Consider the following 20553-nt stretch of genomic DNA (forward strand, 5'->3'; position numbering starts at 1 on the left):
CTGGGGTCAGGCCCCCTCTATTGTTAGCGCAAGCCTCTGTGTTAGCGGTGTTGAGGGTCTGACCCCGAAGTTTCAGCCGCTGCAAACGCGGCCGCATCGCTCTCGAACATGTCTTCCAGCTCCTCGCGCGCCTGGCGCGTGAGCGACATGACCTTTTGCTGGTCCTGGAAGTGCGGCGCCACTTCCAGCAGGGTCTTGAGGTTATGCCGGCCAAAGATGCCGGCCGCGCGCTGCGCCCGCTCCGCGCTGTAGCCCACCTGCTGCAAGGTCTGCTCGCCCAGCAGCAAGGCGGCGGCAAAGGTCTCGCGTTCGATCAGGGTCACGCCCCGTTTCATCAATTCATAGTAATGCGTGACGTTGCGCGCACGCGCCAGTATCGTCAGTTCGGGCAAGCGCAGGCGCACGGCGTCGACCAGCGCCAGGCTGTCGTCCACATTGTCGATGGCGATCACCAGCGCCTTCGCCTTCTCGATGCCGGCCACCACCAGCAGGTCCACGCGCGTGGCGTCGCCATAAAACACCTTGAAGCCGAACTTGCGCAGCAGGTCGATCTGGTCCGGGTCGTGGTCCAGCACCGTCACGCCGATCTTGTTCGCCGCCAGCAGGCGGCCGATGATCTGGCCAAAGCGGCCAAAGCCGGCGATGACGACGGGATTGTCCTGCGCCTCGATATGGTCGTCGGGGCGGCGCTTCTTGTCGCCTTGCAGGCGCGGCGCGACAAATTTATCGTGCAACAGCAGCAGCAAGGGCGTGGCCACCATCGACAGGGTCACCACCACGACCAGCAGCGCGGCCGTTTCCGGCGCAAACACATGCGCGGCCTCGGCGGCGGCAAACACGACGAAGGCGAACTCCCCGCCTTGCGACAGCAACAGCGCGAAGAACAGCTGCTGGCCGCGGGGAATGTCGAAAAACTTCGACAGCACATACAGCAAGGCGATCTTGACCACCAGCAGGCCCGCCACCAGGGCCAGGATCAGCAGCGGCTGGGCGCGCAGCACGCCGAAATCGACGGACATGCCCACGGCGATGAAGAACAGGCCCAGCAACAGTCCCTTGAACGGTTCCAGGTCGCTGATCAGCTCATGCCGGTATTCGGAGTCGGCCAGCAGCACGCCCGCCATGAAGGTGCCCAGCGCCATCGACAGGCCCACCGACTCCATCAGCACGCAAATGGCGATCACCAGCAGCAGGGCAAAAGCCGTGAAGATTTCGCGCAAGTCCGTCTTGGCGATGAAGCGCAGGATGGGGTTGACGAGAAAGCGCCCGCCCACCACGAGGGCGGCCAGCACGGCGGCCAGCTTGGCCACACGCAGCCAGCCCGGCTCGCCGCTATGCGTGACCAGGCCGCCCAGCAGCGGCACCAGCGCGATCATGGGAATGGCGGCGATATCCTGGAACAGCAAAATGGAAAAGCCGGCGGAACCGGCCGGGGTACTCATCAGTTTTCGTTCGCCCAGGGTGGCCAGCACGATGGCCGTCGACGACAGCGACAGCCCCAGCGCGCCCACCAGCGCCGTGCGCCAGTCCACGCCGAACGCCATGGCCACGGCGCACAGCCCCGCGCTGACGACGCCCACCTGCGCCCCGCCCCAGCCGAAAATGGGGCGGCGCAGCAGCCACAAGCGCTTCGGCTCCAGCTCCAGGCCAATCAAGAACAGCAGCAGCACCACGCCGAATTCGGAAAAGCTGAGGATCACCTCGACATTCTTGATCAGGCCCAGGCCCCAGGGACCGATGACGACGCCGGCCACCAGGTACCCCAGCACGGCGCCCATGCCCAGGCGCTTGGCCAGCGGCACCATGATGATGGCCGCCACCAGGTAAAACAGTATGTTAATGAGAAAGCTGTGGTGTTCCATGCGGGTTCCAGGCAGAGATGTGGATGAAGCGACATCATGCCTGAAATGCCCGGCCCCGGTTTGCCCCGGGCCGGGAAATGTCGCTTATTGCGCGACGCCGGCCGGCGCGACATCCGTGCGCAGCACCGGATACAGGTTCAGGCGCTCATCCCACGAAGCATGGCGGCGGGCGAAGAATTCCAGGCGCGCGGCCGGGCTGGCGGCAAACGCGGGATCGCTGGCCAGCTTCTGGTGGAACTGCGCGGCCAGCGCCGGGTCGGCCGCCAGCTGCGCGCGCGCCACGTCTTCGGCCACGTATTCCTCCATGTATTCCTTGCGCTCGAAGGCCGTATTGAAACTGCCCCAGGCCAGCAGGGAATCGGGCGCGCGCGGCTCCAGCATGGCCACCACCAGGCGCGCCTTGGCCTGGTTGACGGGCACGTACAGCGCGCCCGCGCCGACCGCGCGCTCCTCTTTCTGCCACTCGCCCTGCACGCTTGCCGTCTGGCGCCCTTCGAACGACTGCGCGCCGAATTTCACCATCGTGGCGCGAAAGGCTTCGACCGGCAGCTTGCCGGGCGCGCCAGCCAGTACCTGGTACGACACGCCATGCTGGCGCAGCTTGGCCGCCACCATCTGCGCCTGCGCGGCGGGCACCAGGTAGCCGGCCTTCGGCGCGGCCAGCTGCAGGTCGGGCACGATCTCGTCGCGCAGGGGCACGTTCCAGATCTGCGGCGTGGTTTCGTCGTAGCGCGTCATCAGCGCGCCCGACACCTCGGACGGCGTGCGCGTGTAGGCGTAGCCGCGAAACGCGATCATGCGGCTCTTGTCCGTCGTCTTGTAGGTCAACGGCAAGGTAGCGCCGGCCAGCTGCATTGCGCGCCGGTCCGCCTCGAGCGCCGTCTGCCGCCACTGCGCGCCGTGCTGCGCCACTTGCGACAGCAGCGAGACGATGGTGTTGCGGGTGATGCGCACACGGGTCGGATAGTCTTTCCACGAATGGGTTTCCACCAGCATGCCGAAGCGGTTGCGCAACTGGAAATAGCCGTGCGAAAAGCGAGGATTCGGCGCCGAATCGACAAAGCCCGATTGCGGATTGTCGTTCTCGGCAAACGAAATGTAAAACGGCTTCGGGTCCGAACCCTGGCTGGCCAGGTCGGCCAGCACCTGGTCGCGCAAGGCCGTGCCGGCCACGCGCAGGGCCGCATCGCCCGCATGCACGGGTTCGACCTGGATCGAGATGTCCGGTTCGAACTGGGCGCCATCGGTGACGTGCAGGTCGACATACACCAGCGGATCCCAGGCATTGACCAGCGCCAGCATGTGCTGCATCTCGGGCGTATCGGCCTTCATGTATTCGCGGTTCAGGTTATAGTTTTGCGCCGTGCTGCGCCAGCCCATTTCCACGGGACCGCGCTGGTTCGGACGGTTCCACCGGCCGAAGCGCTCATGGCCATCGACATTGAAGACGGGGACGAACAGCAGCACCTGCTTGTCCAGCGCGCCGGGCGCCGCCTTGCCCTCCAGCGCTTCGCGCAAGGCCAGGAAGCCCGCATCCTTGCCATCGATTTCGCCTGCATGGATACCGCCCTGCACCAGCAGCACGGGCAGCTTGCGGCGCGCCGCCTCGGCCGGCGTCAGGGCGCCCGTATTCGTCACGGCCAGCGCCAGCATGGGACGGTTTTCCGGCGTGCGGCCGAACTCCACGCAGCGCACCTGCTTCGGATAGCGCGCCTGGAACTGCCGGCACAAGGCTTCCACTTCCGCGTAGCGGCCCGTCTGCAGGAAAGCGGAGCGCTCGGCCACCGTCGTCAAGGCGGGGGCGGCTTGCGCGCTGGCGGCAAAGGCGGTGAACAGGGCGGTGGACAGCAGGGCGTGGCGTAGCATGGGTCAGACTCCATCGAGAGAGGACAAGCGGGCAATTATAGAAGGAGGGCGCGATAAAAAACGCGCCGGAAAATAAAAAAGCCGGAACAGCAGATGCTGTCCCGGCTGGATGCGGCCAGTGCGGTTTACGAACCAAAATGGTAGTTAAACTCGATCCATCCCTGGCGGCCTTGCGGGCTGTAGTTGCCAATCGGATAGTACGGCCAGCCGCCACTGTTGTCGCGCTTGATCTTGTCGAACACATTGTTGACGATCAGCGAGACGGTGGCACGGTCGTTGATGCGGTACACGGTGCTGATATTGGCCAGCGCCGTCGGCGTCAGGTAACCCGTGCCGGCGCCATTCGGCACCTTGCCGTAACGGCTGACCAGCAAGGTGTTCGACCAGTCGCCCGCGCCCCAGTTGACGCTCAGGTTCAGCTTGTCCGGCCAATCCATGTTGGTCAGCGATTTGGTTTCGTCGATCTCTTCGTCGCCCGCGAATTGCTGCGATTTCTTGCTCAGCACCTTGGCGTAATTGGCCTTGAAGGCGAAGCGGCCATAGTTTGTCGTGCGCAGCAAATACTTCAGGCTGATATCGATGCCGCTGCTGCTTTGCTTGGCCGCGTTGATCGGGTTGACGGTGATGGTCTTGATCTCGCCCGCCTTGTTCAGTGCATTGGCCGCGTAACGCTCGATGCGGCCCAAGGTATCGATGCAGGTGGGCGAGCCGATGTCCGTCTTGCCCAGGCGGCAATCGGCTTCATCGCGCAGCAGCTTGTCGTCGCTCAGGTTCGTCACCAGGTCGTCGATCTTGATGTTCCAATAGTCGACGGACACGTCGAAATTGGAACTCGGCGACCAGACGGCGCCCACGCCGAACGACTTGCCTTTTTCCGACTGCAGGTCGCGGCTGCCGTTCTGCACATAATCGGCACCGGGCGACTTGTTGGCGTACTCGCAGTTTTCGATGGCTTGTCCGGCGGCGCCGCAACGGTAGTAATCAGTGGTGCTCGAGTAATAGCCGGTGCCGCGCGCCTGGTAGATATAGTTCATGTCCGGCGCGCGGAAGCTGGTGGCGTAGTTGGCGCGGAACAGCAGCTCCGGCGCCGGGCGCAGTTCCAGTCCGCCGTTGTAGGTGAACTTGCCTTCCTTGCGGCCGGCAAAGCTGTAGCGGTCATAGCGGCCGGCCAGGGTGCCCGTCAGCTTTTCATGCAGCGGCAGATTGACTTCCGCCCCCAGCGCCGAGCGCGAACGCGTGCCGGCCGTGACGCCCGAACCGGTAGCGATATTGAAGTAGCCTTCGTTGATGCGCGCATCGGGCGCGTTACGGAAGCCCTGCTTGCCCAGTTCGGCGATCGTGGCGATCTTCACCATGCCGGCCGGCAGCTGGAACAGGTCGCCGTTCGTCGCCAGGCTCAGGGTATTCGTCCACGCCTTGTCGTCGCTGTTGGTGTAGTCGGTGATGCCGTTGAATTCTTCCGGCGTCAGGCGGCGCGACAGGCGCGCGGGATCCGGCGCGTAGATCGCCACGCCATTCGCATCCGTGCCCAGCCTCGGGCCCAGGAAGAAGCTGTCGATGTTCGAACGCAGGCGCGGCGTATGGCCTTCGCTCTTGTAGATCGAGGCGTTGTAGTTCGCCTCATACTGCCAGGCGGTGCCGGGAATGCGGCCCTTGGCGCCCAGCGAGATGGCTGTGGCCAGGTCGTTCCAGCTGCGGTTGTAGCGCTGCACGCCGCCGATTTCCTCGGGCGAGATATAGCGCGTCCACTCTTCGTAGGCGCCGCTGTTGCGGTTCAGGAAGGAACCGCCGCCCAGCGAAGCCGAGGTCCACGACGGGCCGCGCGTATTGTTGACGGTCTTGTTCTTGCCGAGCAGGAAATCGGCAAACAGCGTGGTCTCCGCATCGAGCTCGTAGTTGGCGCTGCCAAACACGTTCTGGCTGCTGTTCTTGGTCTGCGTGGTCCAGTAGGTGGGGCGGGTTTTCGGGCTGGCGCAATAGCTGCCGTTTTTCGCCGTGTACTTGCTGACGCTGCCGCCGAACATGTCGCCGAACTGGCTGCACGTGTCGCCCAGGTCGACATAGCGGCCGGACGTGCCGGAGGCCAGGGTGCGGCGCGAAGCAACCGTCGTCGGCACGCCGGAGCGGCTGCTCATGAAATCGCGGTCCATGCTCCACAGCGGATCGCGCTCGCTCAGCTCCACGCTGAACAAGGTATGCAGCTTGTCGAAATTGCCGCCGCCGGTCAGCTGCACGCGCTGGCTGCCGGCGCCGCCGCGCGAGGTGCCGCCCAGCTTGACGTTGATATCGAAGCCTTCCGTCTGTTTTTTCAGGATCACGTTGACCACGCCGGCGATCGCGTCCGAACCGTAGATGGCCGAGGCGCCACCGTTGAGGATTTCGATGCGCTCGACAATGCTCGACGGGATGTTCGCCAGATTGGTAAAGTTGACGGCACCGTCATAGGCGATGGGGAAATCGGCCAGGCGGCGGCCGTTCAGCAGGATCAGCGTATGGTTCGGCCCCAGGCCGCGCAGGCTGATGGTATTGGCCGACGGCGTGAAGGTGTTGCCATAGTCTTCGCCCTGCGTAAAGCCGCTGTTCTGCACCTGGTTGGTCAGCGCGTCGAAGACGTTCTTGTAGCCCTGCTTGGTGATTTCATCGCCGGTCAGGATGGTGACGGAAGACGGGCCTTCCAGGCTGGCGCGGGGAATGCGCGAACCGGTGACCACGACGGCTGGCGGGGTGGCCGCTGCCTGCTGATCCGCTGCGGGCGCTTGCGTTTGCGCGTGCGCCTGCCATGCGGTGCCGCCCAGGATGGCCAGTACGCCAAGGCTGAGCGGTGTTAACTTGAACTGTTTCGACATCGTTGCGCGTTTCGAGGTGGAGAAAGGCTGCAAGATAGCAAAATGCCAGTCGTTCCAGAACGAACGGATTCATCTTTCTATATATCAAAATTGTTATATAGAAAGATTTGTGAGCAGGAAAACGTCAACCACCTTGGCGTGGCCGTGGCAGAAGCATGCGCTTTAAGGCCGCATGATGGCAATTTCCTTGTAGGCCGGGCGCAGCAGGCGCATGGCCGTGTCGGCCGGACTCTCCACCGAACTCAGCAGCCGGGTCGCGCCCATGGCCGGGGCACAGCTGCCGCTGCTGCGGTAGCGCAGCGCCGCCGCCAGCATGCCTTCTGCCGCGTCGCCCAGCTGATGCTGGTAATCGTCGGCCACGTCGCAAGTGGGCGCCATGCCATCGGCAAAGTCGCCGAAACCCTTGGCATTGACGCCCTGGAACTGCACGGCGAAGTAGGTCGTGCCGCAATTCGGCGCCGGATAAAAACCATAAGGCTTGCCGCACGTCGTGCCGCCGATCAGGTTGACCTGCACGTCCACGCCGCGCAAGCCATTGATGATGGCTTCGCTGGCCGAGCAGGTATTGCCTGTCGTGAGCAGGGTCACGCGCTTGAGGCCCAGCGATGGCAAGGGCGTGCCCTGGGCGAGGGGATTGGGCGCGGGAAAGCCCTGGCTTTGCGCATGGAAGGGCACGGGCGCTTCGGGCTTGGTCTTGTCATTGAAGACCACCTGCTCGAAGGTTTTGCCGGCGGTGACTTGCGGACCGGCGATCATGTAGGCGAGCTCGCTGGCGACATCGAGGTAACCGCCGCCGTTGTAGCGCACGTCGACCACCAGGTCGCTGATGCCCGCCGCCTGGAAGCGCCGCATGGTCTCGACCAGCTGGCGTTCGGCCACGTTGTTGTGCGTATTGAAGGTCAGATAGCCCACCTTGCCCGTGGGCGTGTCGATGACGCGCTCGTTCTGCACGGCGCTGGTGTTCACGCTTACTGCCGTCAGGCTCACCGACATGGGCGCCCCACCGCGGCTGAAACCCAGCGTGTGCGTGCCCTGCGCCTTCGGGAACAGGCCCGCGTTGATGATAGTCACGCTGGCCGCGTCGGGGGCATTGACGAAATCGACGCCATCGATGGTTTGCAGCACGTCGCCCCGCTGCAGGCCCGCCAGCGCCGCCGGCGAACCCGGTTCCACTATCGAGATCACCGCCTTGCGCGGCGGCGTGTTGCGCGTCATGGCCAGCAGCATGCCGTAACCGAGTTCCACGCCGTTGAGCGACGCTTCCCATTCGGCCGTCGTATACGTGAAATGAAACTGGTCCTTGGGCTTGCCGGATGCCGTCGTGGCCGTTGTTTTCAGCACATTGAAATACGCGATGGGCGTGGCGAAGCTTTGCGGCAGGTAGGTGGTCGGCACTTCGCGGTACCACAGATAGGTTTCATCGATCCAGCTGCGCACCCACATCTGCTCATTGAGCAGGGTACCGGGCTTGTCGATGCTGCTGCCGCTGCGCGGCGCCTCGCACCGGTTCGCCACCGTGGCGGATGCGACCAGCGCCGTCGAATCGGGCGGCGCGACAGGCGGGACGACGGGCGCGCTATCGCTGCCACCGCCGCCTCCCCCGCAGGCACTCAACAGCAAGACAAGGGCAAGGGGAACCGCCAGGGTGGAAAAGCGCAGGGAACGCATGGCAAACTTTCCGAAAAGAAATTATCGAAAAATTATAATGCGTTTTGCCATCAGGCGTTGTTTTCTTTGACACAATGGCGCCCGCAGGCGCCATTGTGTCAAGCTCCCGCCATCACGCCATCACGCCACGGTGGCCGCCACGGGTGCTGCCACGACGGGCGGCAGCGGCGTCGGCGCGTTGAAGGCGATCAGCAAGCTGGCTTCCTTCTCTTTCGCCGCCTTCAGATGACGTTCCTTCACGTGGCCATAGCCGCGGATGTCTTCCGGGATGCTGGCGATGGCCACGGCTTGCGCCAGCTTGGCCGTCGTCAGTTTCGGCAGCAAGCCGCCCACCGTCGCGCGGTATTCGAGTATCAGCGCGCGCTCCATCTTGCGCTCGGCCGTATGGCCGAAGATGTCGAACGCCGTGCCGCGCAAGCCCTTGAACCTGGCCAGCACGCCAAACGCCTTCATCATCCATGGGCCGAATTCCTTTTTGACCAGGTGGCCCTGGGCGTCGGTTTTCGCCATGATCGGCGGCGCCAGGTGGAACTTGAGCTTGATGTCGCCTTCGAACATGGACGCGATCTTCGCCTGGAAGGCGCCATCCGTGTACAGGCGCGCCACTTCATACTCGTCCTTGTAGGCCATCAGCTTGTAGAAGTAGCGGGCCACGGCTTCCGTCAGGCGCAGGTGCGGGCCATTCAGGGCGCTTTCGGCGGCGCGTACCTGGCCGACGAAGTCCAGGTATTGCTGCGCGTACGCGCGGTCCTGGTAAGCCGTCAGCAGGGCCACGCGCTTTTCGATCAGGTCGTCGAGCGTTTCGATGCGCTTAAATTCCACCACTTTCGCAGGCGTCGTCATGCGTACCAGGCTGGCCGCATCGTGGGCGCCGGCGCGGCCCCAGTTGAAGGCCGCCTTGTTGAACGCCACCGAGACGTTATTCAAGTCGATGGCCTTCATGATGGCAGCTTCCGACAGCGGCACCTTGCCCTTTTGCCAGGCATAGCCGAGCATGAACATATTCGTCGCGATCGAGTCGCCCATCAGCGCCGTGGCGATCTGGCCCGCGTCGATGAAGTCCACGTGGTCGCTGCCGCAGGCCTTTTCGATTTCCATGCGCGCCGAGGCGCCGGGGAATTGCCAGTCCGGGTTCTTCACGAACGCGGCCGTCGACGAGCTGGTCGAGTTGATCATGGCCCAGCTGCGGCCCTCTCCCATGCGCGACAGGGCGTCGCGGCTGGCCGTGACGATCAGGTCGCAGCCGATCACGAGGTCGGCCGCGCCGGTACCCACGCGCGTCGAGTGGATATCGTCCTGGCGGTCCGCCAGGCGCACGTGCGACATCACGGGGCCGCCCTTCTGCGCCAGGCCGCTCATGTCGAGCACGGAACAGCCCTTGCCTTCCACGTGGGCCGCCATGGCCAGGATCTGGCCCACGGTGACCACGCCCGTGCCGCCGATACCGGTGACGAGAATGCCGAATGGTTCGGCCGTCGATGGGATGACGGGCGTCGGCAAGGCCGGCGCCGCCGGCGCGTCCTTGCCGGCAGCAGCCGCCTTCTTCGGCTTTTTCAGGCCGCCGCCTTCCACCGTCACGAAGCTGGGGCAGAAGCCCGTCGTGCACGAGAAATCCTTGTTGCAGGACGACTGGTTGATCTGGCGCTTGCGCCCCAGTTCCGTTTCCAGCGGTTCCACCGACAGGCAGTTCGACTGCACGGAACAGTCGCCGCAGCCTTCGCAGACGGCTTCGTTGATGACGGCGCGCTTGGCCGGGTCCGGGTATTCATTGCGTTTCCGGCGGCGGCGTTTTTCCGAAGCACAGGTCTGGTCGTAGATCATGGCCGATACGCCGGGCATGTCGCGCAGCTCGCGCTGCACGTCCATCAGTTCCGAACGGTGGCGCACGGTGACGCCTGGGGCCCAGGCGTAATCGTCCGGGTATTTTTCCGGTTCATCGGTGACGACGATGATGGGCCCCACGCCTTCGGCGGCGATCTGGCGCGAAATGATGGCCGGAGATAATGGGCCGTCGAATTCCTGGCCGCCCGTCATGGCCACCGCATCGTTGAACAAAATCTTGTAGGTGATGTTTACCTTGGCCGAAACGGCCGCGCGGATGGCCAGGATGCCCGAGTGGAAATACGTGCCGTCACCGAGGTTGGTAAACACGTGCTTCTCATTCGTGAACGGCGCCTGCCCCACCCAGGTGACGCCTTCGGCGCCCATGTGGGTAAACGTCGACGTTTCGCGGTCCATCCACAGCACCATGTAGTGGCAACCGATGCCGGCCAGCGCGCGCGAGCCTTCCGGCACCTTGGTGGAACTGTTGTGCGGGCAGCCCGAGCAGAAGAATGGCGTGCGGTCCTTTTGCGGGTCGGGTTTCACGCTGATGGCCTTGAGGACGTTTTCCTTCGCTTCCAGGTAGGCGATGCGCTCCTTCACGCGCTGCTCGACGGGATGACCCGCGTAGTAGCGCGAAATGCGGCTGGCAATGGCCCGCGCGATCATGGCCGGGTTCAGTTCATAGGTGGCCGGCAGCAGCCAGTCGCCGTGGCCCGTGCCCTTCTGGTTGCTCCATTCGCCCGTGTCGTCGAACTTGCCGACCACGCGCGGACGCTCGCCATCCTTCAGGTTGTACAGCTCTTCCTTGAGCGCGTATTCGAGAATCTGGCGCTTTTCTTCCACCACCAAAATCTCGTCGAGGCCCTTGGCAAATTCGTGCACGCCGTCCGCTTCCAGCGGCCACGTCATGCCGATCTTGTACAGGCGGATGCCGATGTCGGACGCCGTCTGTTCGTCGATGCCCAGGTCGGCCAGCGCCTGGCGCGTATCGAGGTAGGATTTGCCGGCCGTGATGATGCCGATGCGCGCCTTCGGGCTGTCCCAGATGATTTTATTGAGCTTGTTGGCACGCGCATACGCCAGCGCCGCGTACCATTTGTAGCTGTTCATGCGCACTTCCTGCTCCAGCACCGTGTCGGGCCAGCGGATGTTCAGGCCACCGGCCGGCATCTCGAAGTCGGTCGGCAGGGTGATCTGCACGCGGTCCGGGTCGAAATCGACGGCGGCGCCCGACTCGATGATGTCGGTCACGCATTTCATCGACACCCACAGGCCCGTGTAGCGGCTCATGGCCCAGGCGTGCAAGCCGTAGTCGATGTATTCCTGCACCGACGACGGGTACAGCACGGGGATGCCGCAGGCGTTCAGGATATGGTCGGACTGGTGCGCCGTGGACGAGGATTTGGCCGCGTGGTCGTCGCCGGCCAGCACCAGCACGCCGCCATGCTTGGCGGAACCGGCGTTATTGGCGTGTTTAAAAACGTCGCCGCAGCGGTCGACGCCGGGGCCCTTGCCGTACCACATGCCAAACACGCCGTCGTATTTCGCGTCTTCGAACAGATTCGTTTGCTGCGTGCCCCAGACGGCCGTGGCGGCCAGGTCTTCGTTCAGGCCAGGATGGAATTTGACGTGGTGTTCATCGAGGTATTTCTTGGCCTTGATCGCCGTCATGTCGACGGACGTCACAGGCGAACCGCGGTAACCGGTGATGTAGCCGGCCGTATTCAGGCCCGCCTTCAAATCGCGCTCGCGCTGCAGCATGGGCAGGCGGATCAGCGCCTGCGTGCCCGTCATGAAGGCGCGGCCGCGCTCCAGCGTATATTTGTCGTTCAGGGAAATTTCAGACGCGTGCGCGCCCGGCTCAAGACTCGAGCCCTTGATTGGTGCATTCATTACTTGTCTCCATTATTCTCTGTGCTACGCGTGCAAAGTCGGTTGAACTCACACGTACCGGCTGCGCTTTGTGAGCATGCCGGTGCGGAAAAATGACTTGTTTGTCGTAGACTACCACAGGAAGGCGCGCAGTTCTTTGCTGCGCTGCACTCCCGGGCCGGTGCTCTTTTTACTACTATTTGTTACAAAGCAACATTACGCCGCCTTCGTATCTTTCAGCACGCCGCGCTTGATCTGGTCCAGCTCGATCGATTCGAACAGGGCGCGGAAATTACCTTCGCCGAAGCCCTGGTCGCCCTTGCGCTGGATGATCTCGAAGAAGATCGGGCCGATCACCGTCTGCGTGAAAATCTGCAGCAGCAGTTCGCGTTCGTTTTCCGTGCTGTGGCCATCGATCAGGATGCGCAGGCGACGCAATTCTTCCAGCTGCTCGCCGTGGTTCGGCAGGCGGCGGTTGACCAGCTCATAGTAAGTTTCAATCGTGTCCTGGAAATCGATACCCGTATCGCGCATGCCTTGCACGGACGCATAGATATTCTCCGTACCCAGCGCGATGTGCTGGATGCCTTCGCCATGGTACTGGTCCAGGTATTCGGCGATCTGCGACTTGTCGTCCGACGATTCGTTGATGGGAATGCGGATCTTGCCGCACGGCGAAGTCATGGCCTTCGACTTGAGGCCCGTCAGCTTGCCTTCGATGTCGAAATAGCGCACTTCGCGGAAGTTGAACAGGCTTTCATAGAACGTCGCCCATTCCTTCATGCGGCCACGGTGGACATTGTGCGTCAGGTGGTCGATATACGTCAGGCCATGGCCGACGGGGTTGGCGACGGCGCCGGGAATGGCGACGAAATCGACGTCATAGATGCTGATGTCGCCGATGCCGCCCGGGGCGGCCGCGTCCGGCTTGCCCGCGCCCTTGCCGCGCCAGCGGTCGACGAAGTACAGCAGGGAATCGCCCACGCCCTTGATGGCGGGGATATTCAGCTCCATCGGGCCCGTTTTATTGTCGAAGCCCCAGGCGCCCAGTTCCAGCGCGCGGCGGTACACAAAGGCCGCGTCGTCGACGCGGATGGCGATGGCGCACACGGACGGGCCGTGATGGCGGGCAAAACGCTGCGCGAACGAATCTTGTTCGGCATTGATGATGAAATTGATGTCGCCCTGACGGTACAGGGTCACATCCTTGTGGCGGTGGCGCGCGATGGCCGTGAAGCCCATGTTCTCGAACAGCTTGCCCAATGCTTTTGGGTCTGGTGCTGCATACTCGACGAACTCGAAACCATCGGTACCCATCGGGTTTTCCCAAGGCTGAAATTGCATGATGTCTCCTCCAAGAAGTAGCGCACAGTATAGGCCCGGTCTGTGGGCATTAAATGCCAAAGATCTCCCGAACAATCATGATTTGCGCAATAATATTGCGTGAAAGTCGAACCACCGGAGGAAGCATGAGCAAAATTACGCTGGATAAAACGGATCGCAAGATCCTCGCCGTCCTGCAGGCCGATGGCCGCCTGTCGAATCAGGACGTGGCCGAACAGGTCAGCCTGTCGCCGTCGCCATGCTTGCGCCGTGTCAAACGGCTGGAAGAAGCGGGCGTGATCCGCCAGTACGTGGCCCTGCTGGACCCGGAAAAGATCGGCCTGGGCTTGCTGGCCTACGTCAACGTGCGGCTGGAAAAGCACAGCGACGCCACCGCCCACAGCACGGCGCGCGTATTGGCGCCCAATCTGGTGACGAATACCTCGCCGCGCGCCGACTTCGCCGTGGCCGTGGCGCAATGGCCGGAAGTGGTGGCCTGCTATGCGATGACGGGCGAAATGGATTATCTGTTGCGCGTGCACGTGGAAGACATGGAGCACTTTTCGCGCTTCATGATGGCGACCCTCCTGCGCCACCCGGCCGTGCTGGACGTGAAATCGAGCTTCGCCCTGCAGCGCATCAAGGATACGACGGCCTTGCCGCTGCTGTAATTACTCTGCTGGCGGCGGGGGTGCCGGCGGCGCTGGCTTCTTGCGTCCCGGCAAGCGCTCGAACAGCTTATAGGCGGCGCGCGCATTGGCCTTGAACGTGTAGTCGAACATGGCAAACTGCTCCTGCACGGCTTCCTGCAGCATGCTGCTGGGGTTCGGCGGCAATAGTTTCAGATAAGCATCGGCTTCGCCATAGTCGCGCTGGATTTCCATGCCCGCCTTCTTGGCGATATGCATCATCGTCTTGTTCGACGACAGGCAGTGCATGTACAGGGTATCGACATCGTTGTTACGGCAGTGGATCGCCGCCCGCTCGAACAGTTTCGAGCCCACGCCCATGCCGCGCATGGATTTCGACACGGACACGCCAAACTCGGCCACCTGCTCCTTGTCCGTCACCACGCTTTTCGCCGGCGACTTGTCCTTCGGCGCAAACGCCAGGTGTCCCACGCCCACCAGCTTGAACAGGCTGTTGTAGACGCCGTAGACCATGTCGCGCGAGAAATCCATCTTCTGTACGTACTGGGCCACCAGCTCATCGGGCAAGGCGCTGCCAAAGCGCAGCAGGCGGTCGCTTTTTTCCAGGGTCAGGAAATGCTTCATCATGCGGCGCCGGTCGCGCTCATGCAGTTGCTTGACCAGCACGGTCGGACGCCCGCCGCCGCTACGGCTGAGCCAGCGGCGAAACGGGTTTTGAAATAGCTTGGGTATGGTCACGTCGACTCCTGGAAGCGGTGCTGCGGCACGTCAGGCCGGCATTGTGCAGTGCAGCATTGTAACGTAGTTCCGCCGTTCAAGCCTGGGCCAGGAAGGCCTGCACGGCCGCTACCCGCGCCGCATGGATGACTTCGGGGATGCGCTTGGGCTCCGCGCAGCCTTGCGCCAGCGCGCCCGCATTCACGGCGCGCGCCGCGTCCAGCCCGCCCTGCAGCCGCGCCGCCTGAGGGAAATCGCCGGTGACCAGCCCGTCGCAGGCCACCGCCTGCAGCATCTGCGCAAAGCGCTGCGACTTGCGCAAGCCGTCGCAGCGTTCGCACAGGGCGACGATGGCTTCGGCGCCCAGCGCCAGCGCGCCATTGATATGCTCCCGTTCGCGGGCCGCCATGACGGCCAGCTCGCGGCACTCGTTGGGCACGCGCAGGCGTACGCTCAGTTGCTCAATGGCATCCTTGCTCATGCGCAGCATCAAGGCCGCGAAGCGCACGGGCAGCTCAAGGCCTTGCGCTGCCGCATGATCGATCACCTGCAGCAGGCGCTCGCTCAGCGCAATTTCCCCCATGATGCGCGCCAGGGCGCCGCATTCGTGCAGCACCATCAGCATGCGCGACGGATGGCTTTCCATCAGCCCCTTGGCCACTTCCTGCCACACGCGCTCGGCCACCAGCGCATCGACTTCGCCATCGACCACCATCTGGCGCATCAGCGCCATGGTGGCGGGCGCCACCGTAAAGGCGTCGAAGCGGGCGGCAAAGCGGGCCAGGCGCAGGATGCGCACGGGATCTTCGCCAAAGGCGCCGGAGACGTGGCGAAAGACTTTGTTGCGGATATCCGCAATGCCGCCGAACGGGTCCGTCAGGCTGCCATCCTCGGCCCGGGCGATGGCGTTGATGGTCAGATCGCGCCGCACCAGGTCGTCTTCCAGGGTGACGTCGGGCGCCGTGTGGAAGACAAAGCCCCGGTAGCCGGGCGCCGTCTTGCGCTCCGTGCGGGCCAAGGCGTATTCTTCCTGCGTCTTCGGGTGCAGGAAGACGGGGAAATCCTTGCCCACGGGACGGAAGCCCTGGCGCAGCATGTCTTCGGGCGTGGCGCCCACGACGACGTGGTCGTGGTCTTTCACGGGCAAGCCCAGCAGTTGGTCGCGCACCGCGCCACCGACCGTGTATATCTTCATCGTCAACGTCTCTTCAATCGGGCAATTCCGCGTCGTGCTTGGCAGCGACTTCCGTTTCCGCCAGCGCTTCCGCGATCCAGCGCGCGACGGCCGGGTGCGCCTGCACGCGCTCGCAATACGCGTTCAGGGCCGGCGCCAGGCTCACGCCATACGTGCGGAAACGCATGACGACGGGGGCGAAATAGGCATCGGCGATGGAAAAGTCGCCAAACAGGAACTGGTGGTGGCCAAAGCGCGACAGGCACTCTTCCCAGATTTCGCTGATGCGGCCGATATCGGCCTGGGCGGCGGCCGTGCGGCCCCGGCCCGGCAATTTTGCCTTGATATTCATCGACATATCCGTGCGCAAGCCGGCGAAACCCGAGTGCATTTCCGCGCAGACACAGCGTGCCATGGCGCGCGCGGCCACGTCCTGCGGCCACAGGTGCTTATCGGGAAACTGCTCGGCCAGGTATTCGCAGATGGCCAGGCTGTCCCAGATCGTCATCTCGCCCGCCAGCAGCACGGGCACGCGGCCGCAAGCCGAATATTCGGCGATTTTCGTCGCCGTGTCGCTTTGGTCGAGCAAGACGCGCACTTCATGGAAGGGGATGCCGAACGCCGTCATGGCCACCCACGGGCGCATCGACCACGACGAGTAATTCTTGTTGCCGATGATGAGGGTCAGGCCCGGCTCGCGCGCGGCGGCCAGGGTTTGCGTCAGGCTGGGATCGAGGATGGTCGTTTGCATGGTCGGCGAACTCTAGTTGGATGATGGCAAATCGGCGGAAACAGCGCTGTTTTTCGGTCCCACGGTGCCCAGGCGCGCTTTCAGCGACTGCGGGCTCTTCTCGAACAGGGCCGCGTAATAGGTGGCGTTGGCCATCACGTTTTTCACGTAGCCGCGCGTTTCCGTGTACGGGATCGTTTCGGCGAAGACGGCGCCTTCCAGCGGACGCGTCATGGTGGCGCGCCAGATGCGCAGGCGCCCCGGTCCCGCGTTGTAGGCGGCGCTGGCCAGCACTTGCGAACCGTCGAGGCCGCCGAGCACCATGTTCAGGTAGTTGGTGCCCAGCAAGACGTTGGTGCGCACGTCGCTCAGGGTTTCCGTGACGAAATCGGTAAGGCCGATCTTCTTGGCGACATAACGGGCCGTCGACGGCATCACCTGCATCAGGCCCGAGGCGCCCACATGCGACTGCGCATCCATGATGAAGCGCGATTCCTGGCGGATCAGCCCATAGACCCAGGCCTTGTCCAGGCCCAGCGTCTGCGTGGCCGGATGCATGACGTCGTCGTGCGGCGTCGGATAGCGCTGCGTGTAGTCCACTTCCAGGCGCGTGCGGTCCGAGGTGTTGACCATGCGGTCGAGCACATTGTTCTGGCGTGCAAATTCCGCGGCCGCCAGGTGCTGGCGGTCCGTCATCGAACGCAATTCCCAGTTCCACTCGCGCGTGCCTTCGAAGCGCAAGCGCATATTGAAAAATTTCAAGGCCCGCTGCAAGCCGGGATTGGCGGCCATGACGGCAATTTCCGCCGGCGTGACGGGCTGGCCCGGCGGCGGCAACACCAGATGATTGCCCAGCTCTTCATTGGCCAGCAAGCCGTAGAAATTCGATTGCTCGCTGATCGTGCGGTACAGGGCGTCCGCCTGCGCATTCGGGCGGCCCGGCGTTTCCGCCTGCTGCGCCCGCGCCAGCCAGTACACCCAGGTGGGGTCCGTGCGCAGGGACGCCGGCATGGCCAGGATGGCGGCCTTCACCAGCGGCCAGTTGCCTTCACGCAGGGCAATGCGCGCCTTCCACTGCATCTGCTCCTGGGTCAACGGCGCGCCATTAGTTTTTTGCCAATATTCGAATGCTTCCGGCGCCAGCGCATACGACGCTTGCAGGGCCAGGCTGGCCCAGCCGATGGCCTGTTCCTGCGCCGTCAGCTGCGAACTCGCCTTTTGCAGGGCCACCACGCCCAGTTTCAAGGTGCTTTTCGCCATGCGGCCCACGGCCACCAGGTACATTTCGTGGTCGGCGCGGCTGGCGCCCGGGCCCTTGGCCAGCACCAGCGCCGGCAAGTCGATGGCTTGCGCCATCTTCGCGTCGGAGGCGCCCAGCAGCAGCGCGATGCGGCGCGCGGGACCCGTGGCGTTGGTCTGGCCCGCCAGGCGGATCTGCGCCCACAGGTCGTTCGCGTCGAACTGGCCGTTTTGCGCCAATGCCGCGATCAGGCTGCCGCACGCTTCGCCATAGCCGGGCGGCGACACGAGCAGGTTGCGCGCCTCGGACGCCACGTTCTGGCCCTTGGCGGCGCGCGACATCAGCGCGTAGCACTTGAGCTGGGTGTCGTCGTCGAGGGCGAATTGCGGATATTGCTCATCAAACACGACCCAGTCACGCTTGCGGCCCAGCTCCAGCAGCCAGTCGTTGCGGAAACGGTCGGCGATGGCGCTGCCCTTGTAGCGGTTCAGGTAATCTCGAAATTGCGCCTCGGTCAACTGTTTGATGCGCGGTTTCAGCCGATAATAGTCAACATACGATGGAATCTGGTAATTCGTCAGGCGCCCCGCATAAAAGTCGGCTTTCTCGATGTCATCCTTGCGCGCGGCGTCGCGCAGCAGCAGGAAGGCATCGTCCTCGCTGCGCGTGTCGGGTGCGGCAGGCGTTACGGTGGCGGACACCTGGGCCAGGGCGGCCAGGGGGGACAAGGCCGATGCAACGCACAGCATCGTACCGGCAATCCATTTCAGTGGGGAAATCAATGTACGACTCTCAATCTTAACTTGATGGTGATATGAATAGCGACCCTAGAATAACATGCGATCCGGCCACACGGCCACCCATTGCGCCACAGGAAAAAGCCAGCTTGCGCAAAGCCTTGCTGGCGGCCCGCCGCGCCCTGCCCGAGGCCACGCGCGCGCAGTGGGATGCGGCCATCGCGCAGCGCCTGCTGGACTGGTGCGCGCAGGAAAACGTCGGGGAACTGGGCGTCTACTGGCCCCTGCACGGCGAGCCGGACCTGCACGGCGCGTATGCGCAACTGGCCGCGCGCGGCGTGCAACTAAGCTTGCCGGTGGTGCTGGAAAAGCACGCGCCGCTGGCGTTTTCTGCCTGGACGCCGGGCGCAGCGATGGTCAAGGATGGCATGGGCGTGGCCGTGCCCGCCCAGTTGCGCCTGTGCCCGGCGCCCGCCACCCTGCTGGTGCCTTGCCTGGGATTTAATGAGCAACGTTTCCGGCTCGGCTATGGCGGCGGCTATTACGACCGCACCCTGGCCGCCACGCCCCGTCCGCGCACCGTGGGCATCGCCTATGCCTGCCTGGCGGCATCTTTTCCCAAGGGCGAATACGACATCGCCCTCGATCACATCGTGACCGAGGGCGATCTGCTCTGAAAGCACCTAACATAACCTACTGCGCGTCGCGATTTGCGGCCTCCGATGCTCACTGTGCTATAGCACAGCTCCGCTTCTCGGCCACAACTCGCTGCCGCTCGCGACGGTTTTGTTAGGCGCTATAACTGCAAAGAATTACTTGACCAGGCGCTGCCACAGTGCGGTCGTGGGCGCCGCCTGGTTCATGCTATAGAAATGCAAGCCGGGCGCGCCGCCTTCCAGCAGGCGTTCGCACAAGCCCGTCACCACGTCCAGGCCGAAAGCCTTGATGGACGCGCTGTCGTCGCCAAAGCTGGCCAGTTTCAAACGCACCCAGCGTGGAATTTCGGCGCCGCACATGTCCGAAAAGCGCATCAGCTGCGTGTAGTTCGTGATCGGCATGATGCCGGCCACGATGGGCACGTTGATGCCCATCTTCTGCGTCTGCTCGACAAACTGGAAATACGCGTCGGCATTGTAGAAGTACTGGGTGATGGCGGCATCGGCGCCGGCCTGCACCTTGCGCGCGAACGCGTTCAGGTCGTCCTGCGGCGAACGGGCTTGCGGATGCACTTCCGGATAGGCGGCCACTTCGATATGGAAATGGTCGCCCGTCTCGGCGCGGATGAATTCCACCAGCTCGTTGGCATAGCGGAACTCGCCCGAGGCGCCATAGCCGCTCGGCAAGTCGCCGCGCAAGGCGACGATGCGGTTCACGCCAGCCGCCTTGAAGTCGGCCAGCACGGCGCGGATCGATTCGCGCGAACCGCCCACGCAAGACAGATGGGGCGCGGCTTCTTCGCCGGCCGCCAGGATCTCGCGCACGGTGTCGAGCGTGCCCTGCTGCGTGGTGCCGCCCGCGCCAAACGTCACCGAGAAATACTTCGGATGCAATTCGGACAACTTGACCCGCGTGGCGCGCAGCTTTTCCGCCCCTTCCGGGGTTTTCGGCGGGAAAAACTCAATACTGAAGTTATGGTTTGCCATCGTCATTACTCAAAAGTAAGGTCGACAAGGCCCAGGAAATGACGCTGTACAGCAATGCACCACCCACGGCCGACCAGAAACTGGCAACATGGAAACCAGTTATCACCTGCGCCACCAGCCAGAACATGAAACCGTTGATGATCAAAATGAACAGACCCAGCGACAAGAACGTCACGGGCAGGGTCAGCAGGATCAGCAGGGGGCGGATCAGCGCATTGACCAGTCCCAGCACGGCGGCGGCCAGCAGCGCGGTCCAGCCGCTGCTCATCGTCACCGAGTGCATCAGGTAGGGAACGGCAAACAGGGCTGCCGCATTGATAAACCAAATCAGTAGCAAGCGCATTTCTCTAGCCTGTCAAAAGCGATAATCGACCGGCGACGGCCGGACTTTTAAATTACAC

At 63.5% G+C, this 20553-nt stretch carries 14 protein-coding genes; 2 read left to right on the forward strand and 12 right to left on the reverse strand.

Annotation, left to right across the window (positions count from 1 at the left end; translation table 11 throughout):
- Window positions 1-41: 41 nt before the first annotated feature.
- The 6 genes from kefC to hppD form a co-directional block, all read right to left on the reverse strand.
- Window positions 42-1862, reverse strand: coding sequence for a glutathione-regulated potassium-efflux system protein KefC (gene kefC / locus GCN74_RS04020; protein WP_152255435.1), 1821 nt, complete (start codon window positions 1860-1862; stop codon window positions 42-44).
- 84 nt (window positions 1863-1946) lie between these two features.
- On the reverse strand, window positions 1947-3728 hold the full coding sequence (locus GCN74_RS04025) for a M14 family metallopeptidase (RefSeq protein WP_152255436.1): 1782 nt from the start codon (window positions 3726-3728) through the stop codon (window positions 1947-1949).
- Between the two features lie 125 nt (window positions 3729-3853).
- Complete coding sequence (locus GCN74_RS04030; protein ID WP_152255437.1) at window positions 3854-6574, reverse strand: TonB-dependent receptor plug domain-containing protein; 2721 nt, start codon at window positions 6572-6574, stop codon at window positions 3854-3856.
- 162 nt (window positions 6575-6736) lie between these two features.
- Window positions 6737-8242: a S41 family peptidase gene (locus GCN74_RS04035; RefSeq protein ID WP_152255438.1), complete on the reverse strand. Its 1506-nt coding sequence runs from the start codon at window positions 8240-8242 to the stop codon at window positions 6737-6739.
- Between the two features lie 120 nt (window positions 8243-8362).
- Complete coding sequence (locus GCN74_RS04040) at window positions 8363-11959, reverse strand: indolepyruvate ferredoxin oxidoreductase family protein (protein ID WP_152255439.1); 3597 nt, start codon at window positions 11957-11959, stop codon at window positions 8363-8365.
- A gap of 195 nt (window positions 11960-12154) precedes the next feature.
- On the reverse strand, window positions 12155-13282 hold the full coding sequence (gene hppD / locus GCN74_RS04045; protein WP_152255440.1) for a 4-hydroxyphenylpyruvate dioxygenase: 1128 nt from the start codon (window positions 13280-13282) through the stop codon (window positions 12155-12157).
- A gap of 125 nt (window positions 13283-13407) precedes the next feature.
- Here hppD and GCN74_RS04050 point away from each other — a divergent pair, with 125 nt between their 5' ends.
- Window positions 13408-13932 carry an Lrp/AsnC family transcriptional regulator gene (locus GCN74_RS04050; RefSeq protein WP_034753092.1) on the forward strand — a complete coding sequence of 175 codons (525 nt, stop codon included), beginning with the start codon at window positions 13408-13410 and terminating at the stop codon, window positions 13930-13932.
- Here GCN74_RS04050 and GCN74_RS04055 read toward each other — a convergent pair whose 3' ends face one another.
- The 4 genes from GCN74_RS04055 to GCN74_RS04070 form a co-directional block, all read right to left on the reverse strand.
- Window positions 13933-14643, reverse strand: coding sequence for an N-acetyltransferase family protein (locus tag GCN74_RS04055; RefSeq protein WP_413541524.1), 711 nt, complete (start codon window positions 14641-14643; stop codon window positions 13933-13935).
- Window positions 14644-14725: 82 nt separating this feature from the next.
- Entirely contained in the window at window positions 14726-15823 is a 1098-nt protein-coding gene (locus GCN74_RS04060; protein ID WP_152255442.1) for a multifunctional CCA tRNA nucleotidyl transferase/2'3'-cyclic phosphodiesterase/2'nucleotidase/phosphatase, read from the reverse strand.
- 13 nt (window positions 15824-15836) lie between these two features.
- On the reverse strand, window positions 15837-16553 hold the full coding sequence (locus tag GCN74_RS04065; protein WP_152255443.1) for a glutathione S-transferase family protein: 717 nt from the start codon (window positions 16551-16553) through the stop codon (window positions 15837-15839).
- 12 nt (window positions 16554-16565) lie between these two features.
- The gene (locus tag GCN74_RS04070; protein ID WP_226938854.1) at window positions 16566-18521 is read right to left on the reverse strand and encodes a lytic transglycosylase domain-containing protein; all 1956 of its coding nucleotides are present in this window, start codon (window positions 18519-18521) and stop codon (window positions 16566-16568) included.
- Between the two features lie 137 nt (window positions 18522-18658).
- On the opposite strand from GCN74_RS04070, the gene GCN74_RS04075 reads away from it, so the two are divergent.
- Window positions 18659-19186, forward strand: coding sequence for a 5-formyltetrahydrofolate cyclo-ligase (locus GCN74_RS04075; RefSeq protein WP_152255445.1), 528 nt, complete (start codon window positions 18659-18661; stop codon window positions 19184-19186).
- Between the two features lie 135 nt (window positions 19187-19321).
- Here GCN74_RS04075 and metF read toward each other — a convergent pair whose 3' ends face one another.
- Together metF and GCN74_RS04085 are read right to left on the reverse strand one after the other, a co-directional pair.
- A complete protein-coding gene (gene metF, locus GCN74_RS04080; protein WP_152255446.1) occupies window positions 19322-20152 on the reverse strand; it encodes a methylenetetrahydrofolate reductase [NAD(P)H] in 831 nt (276 codons plus the stop codon).
- On the reverse strand, window positions 20139-20495 hold the full coding sequence (locus GCN74_RS04085; protein WP_152255447.1) for a phage holin family protein: 357 nt from the start codon (window positions 20493-20495) through the stop codon (window positions 20139-20141). Before GCN74_RS04085 ends, metF begins: the two co-directional genes overlap by 14 nt.
- Between the last annotated feature and the right edge of the window lie 58 nt (window positions 20496-20553).

Source organism: Janthinobacterium sp. FT14W (assembly GCF_009208755.1).
Taxonomy (GTDB): Bacteria; Pseudomonadota; Gammaproteobacteria; order Burkholderiales; family Burkholderiaceae_D; genus Janthinobacterium; species Janthinobacterium violaceinigrum.